The following is a 19,717-nucleotide window of genomic DNA, read 5'->3' on the forward strand; positions in this document are numbered from 1 at the left end:
CTGGTCGCTGGCCCTGGACATGCAGATCCTCTGGAAGACGTGGTCCGCGGTGATGCGGGGGTCCGGCGCCTACTGAGCGCCTGGACGCTCGGTGAGGATTCGAGCACCTTCGGCGACCACATTCGTTATCGACCGTTCCAAGTATCACAGCGTGTTCACCTCAGTACTATTTCCTCCTCTTCATCTCCTCCCCTGTTCCGCTCCTCATCGGAAGTGCAATGAGATCCTTCGCCAGACCGGCCGTCCTCGCGGCGGCCGCCCTCGTCACCGCGGCGGTCATGCCCGCCCTTCCGGCGGTGGCCGAGACCTCCCCCGGCAGCACCCCGGACACCGCCGCCCCCTCCTGCTGGGCGATCAAGCAGTCCCACCCGTCAAGCGCGGACGGGGTCTACTGGCTCCAGACGCCCGCGCTCGTGACGCCCCAGCAGTTCTACTGCGACATGACCACCGACGGCGGCGGCTGGGTGCTGATCGGCCGCGGACGCCAGGGCTGGAACTTCCAGTACGGCGGGCAGGGCACCCCCGCGGAGGTCCGCGGCTCGGTCACCGGGACCACCGCGTTCAAACCGGCCGCCCTGCCCGGCGACACCGTCGCGGGACTGCTGGACGGCGGCCGGGTCGACGCCCTCGCCGACGGCATCCGGATCCGGCGGGCCGCCGACGCCGCGGGCACCACCTGGCAGGAGGTGCGCTGGAAGCCTTCCAGCCTCAAGAGCTGGTCCTGGACCTTCGACGCCGGCCACCCGCTCTCCTCGGTGACCTTCGACGGCGTCAGGGGGTCGGGTACCACCGCCAGCGCCGCCGTCGCCCTCGGCGGTGACCGGCGCCGCCTGACGACCACCAAGGTCGCCGCCCACGCCTACCAGCGCGGCTTCGCCTACGGCACGTCGGTGACCGGGGCCAACAACGGCACCAGTCACCTGTGGCAGAACGCCTCCGAAGGGGAGGCGATCCCCTTCGCCCAGGTCTTCATCCGGCCCAGGCTGCTCAAGGCCGACTTCACCGCGATCCCTGCTTCGGGTCTGCCGGCCTCCACCGTCGAGCCCCTGGTGAGCAACCGCACCTCCCCCTCCCCGTGGGGGGTCACCGGAGTGGTGGGCGGCGGCTCGGGCGAGCAGAACGTCGAGGTCCAGTCGCTGGCGGTGCTCGGCGACACCCTGTACGTCGGCGGCAAGTTCGAGTATGTGCAGCAGGGCGCGGCGGGGGCCAAGACCCGCCAGCCGTACCTCGCCGCGTTCGACGTGAGGACCGGTGAATGGAAGCCCGGCTTCCGCCCCGTCCTCAACGGTCAGGTATGGGACATCCAGGCGGCGGGCAGCAAGCTCGTCATTGCCGGCGAGTTCCGGGACGCGGCCACCGACTCGGGCGGTCTGATGGCGCTCGACCCCGCCACCGGAGCGCCCGCGACAGGCTGGAAGAGCACGCTCTCGCACACCAACACGGCGACTCCGGTCCTGGCCCGCACGCTCGATCTGGAAGGCGACTGGATCTACGTCGGCGGCCAGTTCAACCGCATCAGCGGAGGCGCCGCGGCCGGAACGCCGATCACCGTGAGCCGGGCGGCGCGGGTCCGCGTCTCCGACGGCAAGCCTGACGGCACCTGGAAGCCGAACCTCAACGGCGTGCCGATGGAGCTCGACGCCACCGCCGAGCGCGTCTACTTCGGCGGCCACTTCACCACTGTCGGCGGCAAGGCCGCCCGCAAGCTCGCCGTTCTCACCACCTCGTCCCCCGCGACGCAGGTAGCGGGGCTGCAGGACCAGAACTGGCGGCCGAGCACCTCGACGGTGCAGAAGCAGTACCGCCAGGTCATCCGGGAGTTCGGCGACCACGTCTGGATCGGCGGCTCCGAGCACGACTTCCAGATGTACACCAAGGACACCTTCGAGCGGGTGCGCGGCAACATCACCCTGAAGGGCGGCGACTTCCAGTCCGCCGTCGAGATCGACGGCGTGGTGTACGGCTCGTGCCATTGCGGGGATTTCGTCTACAACGACGCCTCCGCCTACCCCGCCCCCACCGGCTGGTCCAACGCCCACCAGATCGTCTTCATCGGCGCCTGGGACGCGAAGACCGGGGAGTACCTGCCCAACTTCGCCCCGGTCTTGGATTCGCGGGCAGGCAACGGCCCATGGGAGCTGATCGAGGACGGCAACGGCTGCCTCTGGTTCGGCGGTGACATGAGCAGGGGCGCCGGCGGACAGTGGCTCGGCGGTTTCGGCCGCCTGTGCGGCACCGACCGCACAGCACCGGCCACCCCGGCGAACCCGCGCATGAACGGCACCGCGCTGTCGTGGAACGCGGTGGGCGACTCCTCCAGTCAGGTGCGCTACGAGGTGCTCCGCGACGACCGGGTGGTGGCCGTCGTCTCCGGCACCAGCTGGACCGAGCCCGCACCCGGCGCGCACCGCTACTTCGTCCGCGCGATCGACGCCGCGGGTAACCGCTCGGCGACCACGGACGCCGTCTCGACGTCGGGCGGGCGCCAGGACACCCTGGTCGGCGAGGCGGCGAGCTGGCGCTGGGCGCACGATGGCACCGACCAGGGCAGCGCCTGGCGGCAGACCGCCTTCGACGACTCGGCGTGGTCCACCGGCCAGGCGGAACTGGGCTTCGGCGACTCCGATGAGAAGACGCTGATCCCTGCGGGCACCACGCCCAGGCCGATCACCGCGTACTTCCGCACCGCGTTCACGGTGACGGACCCCGCCGCCTACCGGAAGCTCCTGATCGACCTGGTCCGCGACGACGGGGCGGTGGTCTACGTGAACGGCGTCGAGGTCGCCCGGGACAACCTGCCCGCGGGCGCCGTCACGAACAGCACGCCGGCCCTCACCGGCCTGCAGGAGCGAGCGGACGAGAGAGCGAAGGTCCGCTTCGAGGTTCCCGCCGGCCTGCTGGTCGCCGGCCGTAACACCGTCGCGGTCGAGGTGCACCAGGCCAACGCCTGGAGCGCCGACCTGAGCTTCGCGCTCACGATGGCGGGCGCATCCTGAGACAGAGGCGGCCCGGTCCTCTCCGGGCCGCCTGAAGGCCCTTCCGAAGACCGGCTCCCCGTCCGGACGGAGAGCCGGAGGGCGTACCTCCGGGAGAGGCGCCCCGTGAGATCCGTGGACACCGGAGCCCCGGTCGCCTGTGCGACCGGGGCTCCGGCACGTGTACGAGGCCGCCGCCGAAGCCCGTGCGGTCCGAAGGCGTGGCGGGGGGTGCTGAGGGCCTGTGCGGGATCAGCCCTTCAGGGCCGACTTGCCCGAACCGTTCATGTCCTTGACGATCGAGAAGACCGCGGTGGAGGGATCGTCCTCGGCCACGGACTCGTCGTCCTCGGTTTCGGATCCCTCGCTGGGCGCGGCCAGGGGCTGCGGCATGGACTGGACGGCGCCGACACCCCTGGGCGGCGGCATCGGCGCCTCCGTCTGCTGCGGGATGACCACCACGCCGACCAGGGGCGCACCCACCCGCTCCATCTGCCGGGCGCCGTCCCTGATCTGGTCGTAGCGCGTGTCGTGGGCCTCGGCGGTCAGCACCACGATGTCGGCGATCTCTGCCAGGGCCTGGGCGTCGGCGCCGAACGCGGTCGACGGCGCGTCGATGACGATGAACCGGGCGCGGTTGCGCAGCGAGTTGACCAGGCGGCTCATCCGGTCGCCCTGGAGCATCTCCGAGACCAGCTCGGTCCCCCTGCCCGCGGGGATGATCCGGAGGCGGGGGATCACCGGCGAGCTGACCTCCACCTCGTCGAGGGTCCTGTCCTGCAGCAGCAGCTCGGCCAGGCCGTCACCGCCCTGCACGCCCAGCAGCCCCATGCTCACCCGGGACTCCAGGTCGGCGTTGACGAGGAGCACGTTGGACTCAATGCGGGTCAGCGTGGCGGCGATGTTGGCCGCGACGATGTTCCCTCCCATGCCGGGGGAGGCGCTGGTCACGACGATCACGTGGTTGCCCGGCCCCGAACCGAGGATGGCGGTGAGAGAGTGGCACAGCTCGTGGAAGCGCTGCCCGATCCTGCTGCGCGCCGACAACAGGCCGAGGGCACTGCTCCGGCGACCCGGCGGCACGTCCAGCAGAACCCTCATCTTGAGCACGCGGGCCACGTCGTGGCCGCTGCGCACGCGTTTGTCGGCGCGGTCGATGAGCAGGGCCGTCACGACGCCCAGCATGAGACCCACGACGAGGCCGCCCGGCAGGTAGGTCATCGGGCTCGGGCTGGAAGGGCCCTCCGGGAACGACGCGTCCATGATGATCTCGCCGGAGGCGACGTTCAGCGCCGAGATCTTCGCATCGGCGAGCTTGCCGCCCAGCGCCTCGAACTGACCCAAGATGATCTCCCGTTCCGCTCTCTCGGACGCGGGGACCTTCTTGAGCTGCTGCGCCAGTTCGTCCAGCTGGGCCTTGAGGTTGTTGACCTGGCCGTTGGCCCGCTGGAGACCTTTCTCCCTGCGGTTGTCGAGGTAGGCGGTGGCGAACGCCCGGGCACCCTGCTGTGCCTTCGTCGCGCTGGGTCCCTCGTGGTCGATCTGCAGGATGGCCGACTCGGCGGTGGCGGTGACCGTGACGTTCTCGGCGAGGTCGACGGGTGACTCGGAGGAGCCCATGAGCTGCTGAGCCCGCCTGGCGACCTCCACGGAGCGCACCCGCTGCGCCTCGGTGTCGATGCTGATGCGCATGGCCGTGCGGTCCAGCTCGGTCGGGTTGGTGACGAGGACCACCGCCTGGGAGACATAGGTCGGCGGGAGGACCACGACGGCCAGGGCGGCCGCCGCGAGACCGGCGGCGGCCGCGGCGACGACGATCCACCAGCGCCGACGCAGGATGCCCGCGTAGTCGGCGACCTCCAGCGACTCCCTGCTGGACATGGGGTCCGTCACCATGGGCACCTTCCTCTCCTTCGGCCCCCGGCTGCCGGGCGAAGGCGCCGTGTTCCCTAAAGATACCTGCCCTTTACCGACCGACCACCGATGCTTTTGGTGGAGATTAGGTTATTGCGCCCATGCTGGGCGACCACGGGGTTACCATCGGGCCTCCGCAATTCAGTACTTGGAGACCCCATGCGGTTCACTCGCGGGACCGGCACCGCCTCGCTCGCCGCCCTTCTCGTCCTCGCTCTCGCCCCCTCCGCCCACGCCGACTACTCGGCTCGGACCCGGCTCGGCTGGGAACCGAACGGATCGGTCTACGCCATCCAACGGACCGGTGACCGGGTCGTCATCGGTGGGGCCTTCACCTCCCTGTTCAACCGGCGCACGGGCGAGACCGTGACCATGAGCCGCCTGGCCGCCTTCGACGCCGCGAGCGGCGAACTGCTCCGCGGCTGGAACCCCTCGGTGAACAACACCGTCGAGGACCTCGCGGTCTCCCCCGACGGCGCGACCGTCTACGTGGGCGGCCGGTTCACCTCCGTCGACGGGCAGGTCCGGACCCGGCTCGCGGCCGTCGAGGCCGACGACGGCGACCTGGTCGCGGCCTGGACGCCGACCGCCAACGGCACGGTCCGGGCGCTGGCCGCACTGGGGGACAGGCTCTACCTGGGCGGCGACTTCAGCTCGGTCTCCGGTGGCGCGCGCAGCCGGCTCGCGGCGCTGAACGCCCCCTCCGGCGCCCTGGTGGGCGGCTGGAACCCGGGGGCCGACTCGACCGTCAACGCGCTGGAGCCCGACGAATCCAGATCCCGCCTCCTCGTCGGCGGCCTGTTCCGGCGGCTGGGCGGCCAGGCCCGCGACTTCCTCGGCGCGCTGGACCCGGCCACCGGCGCCGTGGCGGCGTGGCGCCCCCCTGCGGCCTGCCAGGACAGCGGCAATCCATGCCGCGTATGGGACGTCTCCGTCATGGACGACGGGGTCTACGCCGCCGTGGGCGGGCCCGGTGGCCGCCTGGTCTCCTACGACGCGGCCTCCGGGGCGCGGCGCTGGCAGGTCTACGGCGACGGCGACGTGGAGGCGGTCAGCGCCCGGGACGGCAAGGTCTACGCAGGCGGCCACTTCGCCCCCTCGTTCGGTACGGTGGAGCGCTGGGGCCTGGCCGCCGTCGACGCCGCCACCGGAAGCGTCGACGCCCTCTTCGCCCCCCGCCTCAACGTCACGCTCTCGACCTTCGCGGTGGACGCGGGTCCCGACCAACTGCGGGTCGGCGGACAGTTCCAGCAGGTGAACGGCCAGCCCAAGGCGCGCTATGCGGAGTTCCCGATGCTGGCGCCGCCCACCGTCCTCGTTCCCGAGGGCTCGGCCTGGCGCTACTCGGACACCGGAGCCGACCCCGGCACCGCATGGCGGACGGACGGCTTTGACGACACCGCCTGGGCGAGCGGGCCCGCGCAGCTCGGCTTCGGCGACGGCGACGAGGCCACCACGATGACCTCCGGACGAGTCGCCTATCACTTCCGGCACACCTTCACCGTGGCGGATCCGAGCCTGCTGACCCAGGCCGCGCTCGGCCTCGTCCGTGACGACGGAGCCGTGGTCTACCTCAACGGCGTGGAGATCTTCCGCTCCAACATGCCGGCGGGAACGGTGACCGCGCAGACGCCGGCCTCCGGTACGGTCGGCGGTGCCGATGAGTCCGCCTGGTACTCCACCGCGGTCGACCCCGGTCTGCTGCGCCCCGGGGGGAACGTCCTGGCCGTCGAGATCCACCAGGCCGCGGTGAACTCCTCGGACGTCTCGTTCGACGCCAGGCTCACCGTGCGCTAGTGGTCTGCGGCTGGAATTCGCCGGCGCCGTCCAGAGAGGGGCCCGCGGATCCCATCGGCGCTCTCGGTCCATCCGAACGTGCGGGCCGCCCGGCGCCGGGAGCGCGCCCGCCGTCCCAGCGGGGAGGGATCCGCTGCGACGGCCGGCCCCTCTCATCCACCCGCGGCACCCTCACCCGGCCCGGTAATCGTTTCCGGCCACGGCACTGGGCACCGTACCGGAGCGCCTCGCCCGCCGGATCCGGCCGACGTTCACCGTGATCAGGCCGATGGCCAGCAGGCCGGATCCGGCGGCGATGGCGATCATCAGCATGTCTCGGGAGCCCCCGCCGCTTTCCGCTCCGCCGGTGGACTCCAGCGGCACCACCGGTGTCTCGGTGTCCGCCGCCTTCGGCAGCGGCACCCGCCAGATCGGCTGCTTGGGCCCCTCGGAGTTCACCAGCAGCGCGTGGCCGTCGGCGCTGAAGGTGATGCCCTCTCCCTGGCGCTGCGAGGGCAGGTCCACCTCGATCGGCTTGCCCTTGAAAGCGGCCGCGACGTCATCGTTCTTGACCCGCCAGACATAGGCCTTCTCCCCGTTGCGGACCACGATCCGGTCCCCGGTGGGCGAGAAGGCCGCGCCGGACGCCTTGAGCACGGGCACGTGCGCGACCACTCTCCGCATCACGTTCACCCGCCGCTCCTCCAGCGTCGCCGGCGCCATCCACAGCGAGGCCCGCTGCTCGGGCTTCTCCGTCTTGTCCAGCGTGAAGACCCGGCCCGTGCCGGGCTGCACGAGCAGCGACTCGCTGTTGCGCGCCGCTTTGTCGGAGTACTGGACCGGGTAGGAGACCACACCGGCCGCGTCCTGCGAGCCCTCCTTGTCGGCCGAGGGCTCGTCCATCCGCACGATCCGGAAGGTGGTCCGTGCGGGCAGCCCTTTGTCTCGACGGATGAAGTAGGCGTCGCCCATGTCCGCGACGTAGATGTAGCCTCTGCCGTCCGAGCTGCGGAAGGTGGCGATGTCCTCCCAGTCCTCGTTGGAGCCCGGCGGGAGGGTGAGGGTGAGATGCGTCGCACCGCGTTCGCCGATGACGTAGACCTCGGCGTCCCCTCGCGCGTCTCCACTCGTGTAGTACCGCTTCCCGTCGCCGGACAGGCTGAGCCCGCTCGCCTCCGCGATCCGCGGGTCGGCGACGGTGAGGACGGAGGTGGGGAGCTGAGGCTCGTCGAACGCGGGTGCTGCCACGGCACTGACCACGATCGCGGCGACGGAGAGCATCGCCGTACTACGCACAACCACTGGCGGTTACCTCATCCCAGTTGTCCAGCCATCACCTGAAAAGTAGGCTCCAGCCCGTGCTGACCTGCCGAGTGACATCACTCGCGGACCAGCGGTACGGAACGCCAAGTGTAGGGCCAGCACATACGAAAGGGGCGGACCACCTTGAATTCGTCATCGGACGGCGGCTCCACCGCGCATCCCACCGTGAGCGTCGTCATCGCGACGCGCGACCGGCTGGCGCTGCTCCGGCGCGCCGTCGTCGCCGCCTTCGACCAGGACTATCCAGGTGACATCGAGGTCGTGGTCGTGTTCGACCAGTCCGAGCCCGAGGACCTGGGCGTCGAGGAGCGGCCGGGCCGCAGGTTGCGCATCACCCGCAACGTCAACGCCCCCGGACTGGCCGGGGCCCGCAACTCCGGCATCGCCCTCACCACCGGCGCGTACGTGGCGTTCTGCGACGACGACGACGAGTGGCTGCCCGCGAAGACCTCCGCCCAGGTCGAGCTGCTCTCCCGGCTCCCGGAGGCCGTGGCCGCCGGGAGCGGGGTCGAGGTCCGTTCCGACGGCCGCCGGTTGACCCGGCTCTGCCCCCACGAGATTGTCACGTTCCAGCATCTGCTGCGCGACCGGATCATGGAGCTGCACCCGTCGACCCTCCTGGTCCGGCGCGATGTGCTGGTGGAGCGGGTGGGGCCGGTCGACGAGCGGCTTCCCGGCAGCTACGCGGAGGACTACGACCTGCTGCTGCGCATCACGAAGGTCGGCGTCATCGCCTGCGTCCCGGCCGCTCTCACCGCCATCAACTGGGGCTCGTCCTTCTTCGCCGACCGCTACGTGATGATCACCGAGGCGCTCTCCTACCTGCTGGACAAGCATCCGGAGTTCAACCGGGAGCCGACGGGCAAGGCCCGGATCGAAGGCCAGATCGCGTTCTTCCACGCCGCCGCCGGGCAGCACGCCCAGGCGCGGCGGTGGGCGGTGCGGACCCTGCGCCGCAACTGGAAGGAACGGCGGGGTTACCTGGCCCTGGGCATGGGCCTGCGGGTGATCGACGCGGGACGGACGATCAAGTTCCTCAACGCGCGCGGACGCGGTGTCTGACCCTGCCGTGTCCGCCCCCCGCTCCCCACTCCTGACCGCCGGCTACCTGGGATCCCAGGCGCCCGCTTCGGCACGCCCGCTGCCGCTGTGGCCGCTGCACGTGCTCTTCACCGGCTTCCCGGTGCTCTGGGTGCTCGGTGTCGGCGCGTTCGCCGCGCCCATCGCCGCGGCACCCATGGCGGTGGCCATGTGGCGCAGTACTCAGCGGGTCCGGATCCCCCGCGGCTTCCTGGTCTGGATGCTCTTCCTGGTCTTCCTGGTCGCCTCGGCCACTCAGCTGGACACCGCGCCCCGGATGGTCGGTTTCGTCTTCCGCTTGATGAACTACCTGAGCGCGACGGTCGTCTTCCTGTACGTCTACAACTGCTCACGTCGTGTGCTTCCGGTCCGGCGGGCGGCGGGGTTCGTCGCCGTCTTCTGGATCTGGGTGGTCATCGGCGGCTTCCTCGGGGTGCTCTTCCCGGAGGGCTCGTTCAGCACCCCTTTCGAGAAGGTGCTCCCCGGGGCCATCTCCTCCAACGAGTTCGTCGGCGACCTGGTGCATCCCAAGTTCGCCGAGGTACAGGCGCCGTGGGGCTCGCCGGAGGTCTTCGAGCGTCCGAGTGCGCCGTTCGCCTACACCAATGCGTGGGGCAGCCATTACGCGCTGCTCCTGCCGTTCGTCCTCCTCTACCTGCTCACCTCCGTCAAGAGGTGGCACCGCCCGATGATCGCGCTGATCGCGGCGGCATCGCTCGTGCCCGCCTTCGCCACCCTCAACCGGGGGATGTTCCTGGCCATCGGTCTCGGCCTGCTGTACGCCGCGCTCCGCTTCGCGCTCCGCGGGCACGTACGCTGGCTCGTCGCCGTCTGCACCCTGCTGATCACCGGGCTGGGCGCCGCCTATCTTTCAGGGCTGAGCGAGGTCATCAGCACCCGCACCGAGTACAGCACCACGAACACCGGGCGGGCCGCGATCTACCAGGAGGCGTTCGTCCGCACCCTGGAGTCGCCGATCCTCGGTTACGGCGGCCCCCGTCCTTCTCTCAACCTGGGCATCTCTGTGGGCACGCAGGGCCATTTCTGGAACCTGATGTTCTCCTTCGGCTTCCCCGCCCTCGGCCTGTTCTGCCTGTGGTTGTGGAGTATGGCCTGGCGGACCCGCGCGGTGCCCGCAAGCATGATGTGGCTGCACGTGGTGCCCGTCATGGCCTCCTTCATGGTCTTCTACTACGGACTCGACGGGACCCAGTTGGTGCTCATCTTCATGGCCGGCGCCCTCGGGCTGCGGCCGCCGGACGCTCCCGAGATCGGGTCGGCCGAGCCGGAGTCGTGGCTCGACGGCGTACGCACCCGGCCGGTGGTGATCGGCCATGGGTGAGCGGGCCGGAACCGGATCCGCCGGGAGTGCGGAGACCGCGACGCCCGGCACCGGGGGTGCCGGGGGCAGGGCGTCCGGTGCCGACCTGTCCGAGGCCGCCCGGGGCGGTGCGATCGGGCTCGTCGGGTCGGTCGTGTCGGCGGCGGCGGGTTTCGCCCTCACCGTCGTCGTGGCCCGCCTCCTCGGTCCGGCCCAGGCGGGCGTGTTCTTCGTCGTGGTGGCCCTGTTCATGATCCTCTCCGAGGCCACCGAGCTCGGCGCCGACACGGCGCTGGTGCGCACCGCGGCGCGGCTGCGCGCGCTCGGCAGGGTGGGGGACCTCCGACGGGTGCTGGTCTTCGCGCTGGTCCCGGTCACGGCGGTCAGCGTGGCCGTCGCGGCCGCGCTCCACCTGGCGGCCCCGTGGCTGGCCCGGTGGCTGGCCGACCCCTCGCAGTACGCCGATGCCGTGCTGATGCTGCACATCGCCGCGCCGTTCCTGGCCGTCTCCGCGGTGCGCTCCGTCGCCCTGGCCGGGACCCGCGGGCTGGGCAGCGTGACCACGTTCACCGTCATCAACAACATCTTCATGCCGGGGGCCCGGCCGCTGCTGGCGCTGGCCTTCGTCGCGCTGGGGTACGGCGCGGGCGCGGTGATGTTCGCCTGGTCGCTGCCGGTCGGGCTGGCTCTCGTCGTGGCGCTCGCCGCCCTGTGGCGGCTGGTGCGGCGGGCCGAGGCCGCCCCGGGGCCGTTGACGCCGTACGAACCGGATGAACCGTCGGCGGTCCGCGAATTCTGGGTGTTCTCCGGGCCGCGGGGCGTCGCGGCGGTGATCGAGATCCTCATCGTCTGGCTCGGCGTGCTGCTGGTGGGGGCCATGGTCTCCAGCCATGACGCGGGTGTCTACGCCACCGCCAGCCGGTTCATCACCACCGGCACGCTGGTCGTCGCCGCCGCCCGGATCGCGGTCGCACCGCAGATCGCGGCCATGCTGGCCCGCCGGGAGCTCCGGGAGGCCGAACACCTGCACGCGGTGACCACGGGCTGGATCGTGGCCGGATCATGGCCGCTGTACCTGGCACTGGCGGTCTACGGCCCGTTCGTGCTCACCTTGTTCGGCGAGGACTTCCACGACGGCGCTCTCCCCCTGGCACTCCTGGCCCTGGCGATGCTGCTGGTGATGGCGGCGGGCAACGTGCAGACCGTGCTCCTGATGGGCGGCAAGAGCTCGTGGAGCCTGTTCAACAAGGTGGTCGCGCTGGTCGCGACGGTGGTGCTGACCCTGGTGCTGGTGCCGCCGCTCGGCATCGTCGGAGCCTCCGTCGCCTGGGGGCTGACCATGCTCCTGGACACGGTGCTGGCCGCCGCCCAGGTCCGGTTCAGGATCGGTCTGGGGCTGGGCCTGCGGACCGTGGCCGGGACGGCGGCCTGGGCGGTGGTCTGGTTCGGCCTGGTGGGGATCGCCATGCGCTGGACGCTCGGCGCGACGGCGCCCTCCTTCGCCGCCTACCTGCTGGTGGCGGGAGCCGGATACGGCTACGTGCTCTGGCGCCGGCGAGCACGGCTGCACGCGGACGTGCTGCTCGGCGCGGTCCGGGGACGGCGCGGGCGGACCGCTCCCGTGGGGACGGCCGCAGAGGAAACGACAGAGAAGAGTACGACATGAGCATCGCAGGCCGGATGAAGGATCGTTCGCCCCGCTGGGTGAAGGACGTCGCCAACGCCGCCACCCGGGCGTACGGCGTGCGCACAGCGGACAGCCGGCACCTGCCGGACTTCCTGGTGATCGGCACCAAGCGCGGCGGCACGACCTCCCTCTGGAACTACCTGATCCAGCACCCGATGATCATGCCGATGTTCCCGGAGTCGCGGGGCCTCAAGAGCCCCTACTTCTTCGACATCAACTACGGCAGGGGCATCGAGTGGTACCGGTCCCACTTCGCGACCGAGCAGCAGCTCGACGTGCTGGAGCGGCGGTTCGGCACGCGCCCGCTCACCGGTGAGGCCTGCCCCTACTACATGTACTGCCCGCCGGTCACCGAGCGGGTCCGGACACTGATCCCCGACGTCAAACTGATCATGACGCTGCGCGACCCGGTCAAGCGCGCCTACTCCCACTACTGGGAGCGGGTGGGCGACGGCGTCGAGCCGCTCACCTTCGAAGAGGCCCTCGCGGCCGAACCCGAGCGGCTCGCGGGCGAGCGGGAGCGCATGGCGGCCGATCCCTCCTACTACAGCCGGGCCCACGACCACTACACATACCGCGACCGGGGGATCTATCTCCCGCAGGTCAGGCGGTGGATGGACACCTTTCCTGCAGAGAACATCCTGATCATGCCCGCCGAAGAGCTTTACAAAAACCCCCAAGCAGCCTTTGACAGGGTTGTGGAATTTCTCGGCCTACCTCCTTCGAGGCTGCCCGTCGCGGAGCGCCACAATTACCTTCCCGCCCCCCAGATGAACCCCCTGACCAGGGAAGAACTGACCGAGTTCTATCGCCCGCACAATCGCGCCCTATTCGATTTCATCGGCGTCGATTTCGGTTGGGAGACCTGATTCACACAACCCGCCCGGAACATTGACACCAGTGTTTCCTTACGCTATTTTTGCCGCCTTGCCATAATGGTACGGCGCCTTACCCGATAATCCGTCCGGTCCGGCGGCGCGCCTTTCTCCGACCATCTCCGGGGAGTTCCGTTGACTGATTCACCTGACACGGCCGTCTCTGCGCGGCCACGGAGAACCGCCCGGTTCGCACACCTCTCCGTGGCCTTGCTCGTGGGCGCCACCGGACTGGCCGTGCCCGGCACCGCCTACGCGGCGCCGCCGCCCGCCGATGGCACCGCCGCCGATAGGGCGGCCCCTTCCTGCTGGGCGATCAAGCAGTCCCACCCGTCGAGCGCGGACGGGGTCTACTGGCTCCAGACGCCCGCGCTCGTGGCGCCCCAGCAGTTCTACTGCGACATGACCACCGACGGCGGCGGCTGGGTGCTGATCGGCCGCGGACGCCAGGGCTGGGAGTTCGACCACAACGGGCAGCGCTCCCCCGGCGACGTCCGGAACACCCCCGCCGGCACCGGCGCGTTCGCGCCCGCGGCGCTGTCCGGCGACACCGTCGACGGACTGCTCGACGGCGGCCGGGTCGACGCCCTCCCCGACGGCGTCCGGCTGCGCAGGGCCGCCAACGCCGCGGGCACCGCCTGGCAGGAGGTGCGCTGGAAGTTCGCCGCCCGCAAGAAGTGGTCGTGGACCTTCGACGGAAGCCACCGGCTCACCTCCACCGCCTTCGACGGAGCCACCGTCAACGGCGGCACCACCCGGGACGTGAACGCCAACAACGGCACCCGGCGTGTGTTCACCTACGAATGGGCGGACCACGGCTACCAGAAGGGCTTCTCCTACGGCTCGGCCGTGGGCGGCGGCTCCAACAGCGGCACCGCCCACCTATGGCAGAACGGCGCAGAGGGCCACCCGATCCCCTTCACCCAGGTCTTCATCCGCCCGAAGCTCACCGCCGTGGAGTACCCCGCCGTCCCCGATGAGGGCACGGCGGCCTCGACGGTGGCGCCGCTCGTGTCCAACCAGACCGCCCCCACCCCCTGGGGCGTGACGGGCGTCACGGGCGGCGGCTCCGGCGAGCAGAACATCGAGGTGCAGTCGCTGGCCGTACTCGGTGACACGCTCTTCGTCGGCGGCAAGTTCGAGTACGTCCAGAAAGGCGCGAACCCCGCCCCCACCGAGAAGATCCGCCAGCCGTACCTCGCCGCGTTCGACGTGAACACCGGCGAGTGGAGGCCGGACTTCCTGCCCGTCCTCAACGGGCAGGTCTGGGACATCCAGGCGGCCGACGACAAGATCATCATTGGTGGTGAGTTCACCAGCGTCAACGGCGCGGCGGACACCGGCGGCCTGGCCGCGCTCGACCCAGTCACCGGCGCCGCCGTACCGGGCTGGCGGGCGCCCATCGCCCACACCTCGCAGACGCCCCTGGTGCGCACCCTCGACCGGGAGGGCGACTGGATCTACGTCGGCGGCCAGTTCAACCGCATCAGTGGCGGCGTCCCGGTCGGCTCCCAGATCACGCTGAGCCGGGCGGCGCGCGTACGGGTCTCCGACGGCAGGCCCGACGGCACCTGGAAGCCCAACTTCAACGGCGTGCCGATGGAGCTGGACGCCACCGCCGAGCGCGTCTACTTCGGCGGCCACTTCACCACCGTGAACGGCGATCCGGCACGCAAGGTGGCCGTCATCACCGCCACGTCGCCGCCCACGCAGGTGGCCGGGCTCAACGACCAGAACTGGGTGCCCTCGTCGAGCACCGTGCAGAAGCAGTATCGCCAGGTCATCCGGGAGTTCGGCGACCACGTCTGGATCGGCGGCTCCGAGCACGACTTCCAGATGTACACCAAGAGCGGCTTCGACCGCGTCCGGGGCAGCATCAGCGTGCAGGGCGGCGACTTCCAGACCGCGGTCGAGCTCAACGGCGTCGTCTACGGTGCCTGCCACTGCGACGACTTCATCTACCAGGACGCCACCACCTGGCCGGATCCCGGCACGAACTGGACCGAGGTCAACAAGATCACCTTCATCGGGGCCTGGGACGCCGGGACCGGTGAGTACCTGCCGGACTTCAACCCCCCGATCCGGTCCCGGGCGGGCGCAGGGCCGTGGGAGATGATCGCGGACGACAACGGCTGCATCTGGTTCGGCGGCGACATGAACCGGGGCTCCTGGACGAACGCCGGCTACCAGTGGCTCGGCGGCTTCGGCCGGTTCTGCTCCGGGGACGCTCAGGCCCCGGCGGCGCCGGCGAACCTCACCTTGGCGGGCACGACCGGCGGCAACCAGCTCGTCTGGAGCGCGGCGACCGACAACGCCGGCGCCCCCCGCTACGAGGTGCTGCGCGACGACCACGTCATCGCGACCGTCAACGGCACGTCCTACATCGACGCCACCGCCTACGGCACGCACCGCTACTTCGTGCGGGCGATCGACGCCTCGGGCAATCGCTCGGCAAGCACGCCGGTGCTCCGCGCCGAGCGTACGGAGACCCTGATCGCGACCGGCGCCACCTGGCGCTGGGTGTACGACGGTGTGGACCAGGGCACGGCGTGGCGGGCTCCCGGCTTCGACGACTCCTCCTGGCAGAGCGGCCCCGCCCAGCTCGGCTTCGGTGACAGCGACGAGGCCACGGTCATCCCGGGCGGTACGGCGCCCCGCCCGATGACCGCCTACTTCCGCTCCACCGTCGAGGTCGCCGATCCGGCGGCCTACCAGGAGCTGGTCATCGACCTGCTCCGCGACGACGGTGCCGTGGTCTACGTCAACGGCACCGAGGTCGCCCGGGACAACCTCCCCGAGGGGGACGTCTCGTACGGCACCGCGGCCCTGGTCGGCCTGCAGACGAATGCCGAGGAGAGGACCCCCGTCCGCTTCACGGTCCCGGCGGCGGCCCTGGTCGCGGGCACCAACACGATCGCGGTGGAGATGCACCAGGCGAACGCCTGGAGCTCCGATCTCAGCTTCGCCCTTAGCATGAGCGCGACCGTGAATTAGAGTAAAGAGCCTCCCATGACGAGAGGCTGAACATGCTCGGCGCACACCAGCGCGGCCGCTACGCCCTGGCCGCCCTCCTCACGGGCTCCTCCCTGACGACCGCCTTCGTCTCGGCGCAGGAGCCCGGCGGGCCGGGCCTCGTCGACACGGCGTACGAGATCTCCGACTGGTCCGTCCAGCCGGAGGACCTGGGAGCCCTCATCGAAGGCTGGGGGGCTCCGCCGGAGGAGACCGCGGACCTCCCCGCCTCCGGGGAGGTCCCACCGGTCGAGACCCCGGCTCCCGAGCCCTCTGCGGTCCCGATGCCCCCGGTTCCCGCGCAGACGACCGAGCCGGCCGGCACGTGCTCGGTCAGCGAGCTCCTGGTCCCGTCCTGCGGGGTCTGGTGGGGCGTCTACTCCATCCGGGGCGCCGACCTGACCTCGTCGGTCACCGATCTGGAGCAGCGGACCGGCCGGGCCTTCGACATCGTCCTGCGCTATCACGACTTCTCCGGCCGGCCGGGGCCCGGCGTCTTTCCCGACGAGTCCGAGCTCGAGCTCGGCGCCTCCCGGATGCTCTTCTTCGCTTGGGAGAGCAGGCTCTTCTCCGAGAAGACCGAGCTGCGCTGGTCCGACATCGCCGCGGGCCGCCACGACGACGTCATCCGGGCCGCCGCCGACCGGATCCGCGACTACGGCAAGAAGGTCTTCATCTCCTTCGACCCCGAGATGGACCGGCGCACGACCGGCCAGGACATCGAGAAGGGCACCCCCGCCGAGTACGTCGAGGCCGCCCGGCACGTGCACCGGCTCTTCGCGGAGGCCGGGGCGGCCAACACGGTGTGGGTCTGGACCGTCACGGGCTACCTCGGCGAGGGCAACGACGAGCGCATGGCGGCGATGTACCCAGGCGACGAATACGTCGACTGGGTCGCCTACGACCCCTACAACTTCTACGGCTGCAAGGGGTCCGCGTGGGAGACCTTCGAGCAGTCCATATCCGGCACCTACCGGTGGCTGACCGACAACGGGCTGGGCCACAAGCCGTTCATGCTCCCCGAATACGGCACGCAGTACGACCCTGCCGACCCCGCCCGCTCCACGCAGTGGTACACCGACATCCCCGCGACCCTGCAGAGATATCCCAACATCAAGGGCATGATCCGCTGGGACTCCGATTTCGGCTGCGGGCTGCGGCTGGACAACGGTCCCGGCATGGTCGACTCCTTCGCGGAGGCGGGCCGCCACCCGCTCCTCGACCCGGCCCGCTGACCCGCCGCGGAAGCGGCGCCGGCTACCGGCTGCGGGGTCGGCGGATGAATCCGCGGCGGGGACGCGATGTACGCAGCAGCTCGTCGATCAGCTTGCCCGCCTTCTCGATCGCTTCGGCCCCGGCCGGCTCCTGCAGGTCCACCCGATACGCCGCGGGGTCGCGGAGCGCCCGGTCGAGCAGGCCGTACAGATCCCGGGCCGTCTCCGCCATTGCGATCTTGCCGAGCTTCGCCAGGTGCCGGGCGAAGGCGACCTGGTGGTCGTCGACGACCTCGTTCAGCCGCGCCACCCGGGGCACCACGACCGGGATGCGCCCCGCCTCCCGGGCCTCCATGATCGATCCCGGGCCACCCTGGCAGACGACCACGTCGCAGGCGGCGAAAAGGGCCTGGACCTGCGGGTGAGGCAACAGCGCATGGCACTCGGCCCCCGCGGGCGGGCGGGAGGTGCCGTGCTGGATCACGCAACGCACGCGGCCGGGCTCCTGGGCCGCGAGCCACTCCTCGATCCAGTCCATCAACCGGTCGAACCGGTGGTGGTCCGTTCCGACGGTCACGAAGACCAGCGCGCCGGGCGCGGGCCCGATCACAGCAACTGCCCGACGACGACGCCGCGCGGATAGCGACGCTGCTGCTCGGGCCACTGCAGCAGGAACAGGTCGGCCAGCGGGTAGCAGAGCCGGCCGGTCAGCGTACCCGAGTCGATCCGGTCGTAGACCTCCAGATAGACCGTGCGGGCTCCGTAGAGACGGCCGAGGAGGAAGAACGGGTAGGCGACCCCGGCGCCGGTCGTCACGACCACGTCCGGCCGGTAGCGCGGGACCAGCTTCACCGCCAGCCAGAGGTTGCGGATCAGATTGCGCAGGTTGCGCGTGGTGGGGTGGTAGGCCCAGGTCACCTCCTCCCCGGCGAGCAGCGACTCGGCGTCGGCCTTCTCGAAGGTCACCCAGTGCCGCTCGTGCTGCTCGTACCATGGCCGCAGCCGGTGCAGCTGCGTCAGGTGGCCGCCCGTCGAGCAGACCAGCAGTGCCTTCATCACGCCCGTCCCATCCGTGCCAGCTCCTCCGTCATGTGGGGGTGGAAGCGCTCGCTCCACCAGCCGCCTCCGCGCTTGAGCCTGCAGACGCGCAGGAACATCTCCACCACGTAGAGTTCGGCCAGGCAGGCGCGCACCTGCTCGGGTACGCCGTACTCCGCCAGGTCGCCGGGGGCGGCCCGGACGACGGCGGCGACCGCTTCGCTCAGACCGAGGCGCCGCACCTCCATGGCGACCTGGAAGCGCCAGTGCAGCGCGTCGAGCCCGACCGGGACGCGGTCGCCGCTGTGCTCCCAGTCCCACACGCAGAGGGCACCGTCCGCCCAGCCGATGTTCCACGGCACCCAGTCGCCGTGCCACCGGCCGAAACGCAGGGGCACATCGCCGCAGGTGCGCTCGACCCGGTCGAGGACTCCGGCGATGCCGTTCGCGAGCCCGGCCTCCTCCTCCGCCACGAGCGCGGTCTCCTCGCGCAGTCGGCGCAGGAACGCCGACCCTCGCAGGGTACCGACGTGACCGCCGGTGCTCTCCGCCACGGCCAGGGTGAGACGGGCGGCCGGCGGCCGGTCCATCTCCCGATGCCGACGGATCCTCTCGGGCAGCGGCGCCGTGACGGTCAGCCGGTAATCACGCCAGACCCCCTCGTGCAGCAGGCGGGGCACGTGCGGCTCGCCCATCCCGGCGACCGCCGACAGCGCCTCGGCCTCCGTGGCCACCATCGTGCGGGTGGCGTCGTTCCAGCCGACCTTGACGTACGCCACGGGCCTGCCGGAGAGAGAGAAGAGCTGGAGCACCGGTTTGTGGTGGGGATCGATACGGTGCACGCCCGCCCCGATCGCCACCTCGCCCCCACCCAGCACCTCGCGCAGGTGCGCGGAGAGGAGGTACTCGCGGAGCGCCGACTCGTCCAGCCGCTCGTCCACACACACGACCAGGCGGTGCCGGACGACCCGCTGGGCCAGTCCCAGCCGGTAGCCCAGACCCAGCAGGAACCGGAACATCCGCGTGCCGGGCTCACGCAGGCCGTTGTAGCGGCTGACCGAGGCCACCGCGGCCGCCCTCGTGGACAGCGGGACCAGGAAACGGGCCCGCTCCGGGGAGGGCACGACCGCGTAGGTCTCCACGGCTCGGAAACCCGGGGGGACCGTGCCGTCCGTCACGCGCACCGGCCACGAGGCGTGCTCCCCCTCTGGAAGCCAGAGCTGATTCACGAGGTTGCGCAGCGGTCCCGGACGCGGCGGGGCCTCGCCGGCCCGGGGAGGCACGGCGTCGATGTCCTTCAAACCCTGATTCTCTCAGCTAGGGGACGGTGGGCGCTGTTTCGCGCACTCCGTGTACGTTAGTGGCGTTCTCCAACAGGTGGGAACCGGTCGGCGGCACTCGGCGGAAGCCGGTCAGCGGATGCCGTTCAGTAGGCGCCGGCCCCCCGCATCACCGCGGACCACGTCTTCCAGAGGATCTGCATGTCCAGGGCCAGCGACCAG

The 19,717-nt window shown here is 70.8% G+C and carries 13 protein-coding genes; 8 read left to right on the forward strand and 5 right to left on the reverse strand.

Translation table 11 applies throughout. The annotated features are described in order from the left end of the window. Positions 1 to 218: 218 nt before the first annotated feature. Positions 219 to 2,996, forward strand: coding sequence for a fibrinogen-like YCDxxxxGGGW domain-containing protein (locus IEZ06_RS33635; protein WP_189240712.1), 2,778 nt, complete (start codon positions 219 to 221; stop codon positions 2,994 to 2,996). A gap of 231 nt (positions 2,997 to 3,227) precedes the next feature. On the opposite strand, the gene IEZ06_RS33640 is transcribed toward IEZ06_RS33635, so the two are convergent. Continuing rightward, entirely contained in the window at positions 3,228 to 4,871 is a 1,644-nt protein-coding gene (locus IEZ06_RS33640; protein ID WP_229799065.1) for a polysaccharide biosynthesis tyrosine autokinase, read from the reverse strand. Positions 4,872 to 5,048: 177 nt separating this feature from the next. Between IEZ06_RS33640 and IEZ06_RS33645 the strand changes: the two genes are divergently transcribed. Beyond that, complete coding sequence (locus tag IEZ06_RS33645; RefSeq protein WP_189240714.1) at positions 5,049 to 6,686, forward strand: PQQ-binding-like beta-propeller repeat protein; 1,638 nt, start codon at positions 5,049 to 5,051, stop codon at positions 6,684 to 6,686. Between the two features lie 171 nt (positions 6,687 to 6,857). Here the strand turns inward: IEZ06_RS33645 and IEZ06_RS33650 are convergent, their stop codons facing one another. Then, positions 6,858 to 7,967: a hypothetical protein gene (locus IEZ06_RS33650; RefSeq protein WP_189240715.1), complete on the reverse strand. Its 1,110-nt coding sequence runs from the start codon at positions 7,965 to 7,967 to the stop codon at positions 6,858 to 6,860. Positions 7,968 to 8,111: 144 nt separating this feature from the next. Here IEZ06_RS33650 and IEZ06_RS33655 point away from each other — a divergent pair, with 144 nt between their 5' ends. The 6 genes from IEZ06_RS33655 to IEZ06_RS33680 all read left to right on the forward strand — a co-directional run bounded on the left by IEZ06_RS33655 (position 8,112) and on the right by IEZ06_RS33680 (position 17,198). Then, complete coding sequence (locus tag IEZ06_RS33655; RefSeq protein WP_189240716.1) at positions 8,112 to 9,050, forward strand: glycosyltransferase family 2 protein; 939 nt, start codon at positions 8,112 to 8,114, stop codon at positions 9,048 to 9,050. Positions 9,051 to 9,057: 7 nt separating this feature from the next. Next, positions 9,058 to 10,410: an O-antigen ligase family protein gene (locus IEZ06_RS33660; protein ID WP_189240717.1), complete on the forward strand. Its 1,353-nt coding sequence runs from the start codon at positions 9,058 to 9,060 to the stop codon at positions 10,408 to 10,410. Continuing rightward, positions 10,403 to 12,055: a lipopolysaccharide biosynthesis protein gene (locus tag IEZ06_RS33665; protein WP_189240718.1), complete on the forward strand. Its 1,653-nt coding sequence runs from the start codon at positions 10,403 to 10,405 to the stop codon at positions 12,053 to 12,055. The genes IEZ06_RS33660 and IEZ06_RS33665 overlap by 8 nt, the downstream gene beginning before the upstream one ends. Further along, complete coding sequence (locus IEZ06_RS33670; RefSeq protein WP_203871847.1) at positions 12,052 to 12,945, forward strand: sulfotransferase domain-containing protein; 894 nt, start codon at positions 12,052 to 12,054, stop codon at positions 12,943 to 12,945. The genes IEZ06_RS33665 and IEZ06_RS33670 overlap by 4 nt, the downstream gene beginning before the upstream one ends. Before the next feature lie 210 nt (positions 12,946 to 13,155). After that, on the forward strand, positions 13,156 to 15,945 hold the full coding sequence (locus IEZ06_RS33675) for a fibrinogen-like YCDxxxxGGGW domain-containing protein (RefSeq protein WP_189240719.1): 2,790 nt from the start codon (positions 13,156 to 13,158) through the stop codon (positions 15,943 to 15,945). 32 nt (positions 15,946 to 15,977) lie between these two features. Further along, positions 15,978 to 17,198: a glycoside hydrolase family 26 protein gene (locus IEZ06_RS33680; protein WP_189240720.1), complete on the forward strand. Its 1,221-nt coding sequence runs from the start codon at positions 15,978 to 15,980 to the stop codon at positions 17,196 to 17,198. Between the two features lie 22 nt (positions 17,199 to 17,220). Here IEZ06_RS33680 and IEZ06_RS33685 read toward each other — a convergent pair whose 3' ends face one another. The 3 genes from IEZ06_RS33685 to IEZ06_RS33695 are packed head-to-tail and all read right to left on the reverse strand — an operon-like array spanning position 17,221 to position 19,516. Next, positions 17,221 to 17,754: a glycosyltransferase gene (locus IEZ06_RS33685; protein ID WP_189240721.1), complete on the reverse strand. Its 534-nt coding sequence runs from the start codon at positions 17,752 to 17,754 to the stop codon at positions 17,221 to 17,223. Between the two features lie 29 nt (positions 17,755 to 17,783). Beyond that, the gene (pssD, locus tag IEZ06_RS33690) at positions 17,784 to 18,233 is read right to left on the reverse strand and encodes a PssD/Cps14F family polysaccharide biosynthesis glycosyltransferase (RefSeq protein ID WP_189240724.1); all 450 of its coding nucleotides are present in this window, start codon (positions 18,231 to 18,233) and stop codon (positions 17,784 to 17,786) included. Then, the gene (locus IEZ06_RS33695; RefSeq protein ID WP_189240722.1) at positions 18,233 to 19,516 is read right to left on the reverse strand and encodes a hypothetical protein; all 1,284 of its coding nucleotides are present in this window, start codon (positions 19,514 to 19,516) and stop codon (positions 18,233 to 18,235) included. Before IEZ06_RS33695 ends, pssD begins: the two co-directional genes overlap by 1 nt. Positions 19,517 to 19,717 lie beyond the last annotated feature (201 nt).

It is taken from the genome of Planomonospora antibiotica (genome assembly GCF_014647955.1).
In the GTDB taxonomy this organism is placed as follows: Bacteria; Actinomycetota; Actinomycetes; order Streptosporangiales; family Streptosporangiaceae; genus Planomonospora; species Planomonospora parontospora.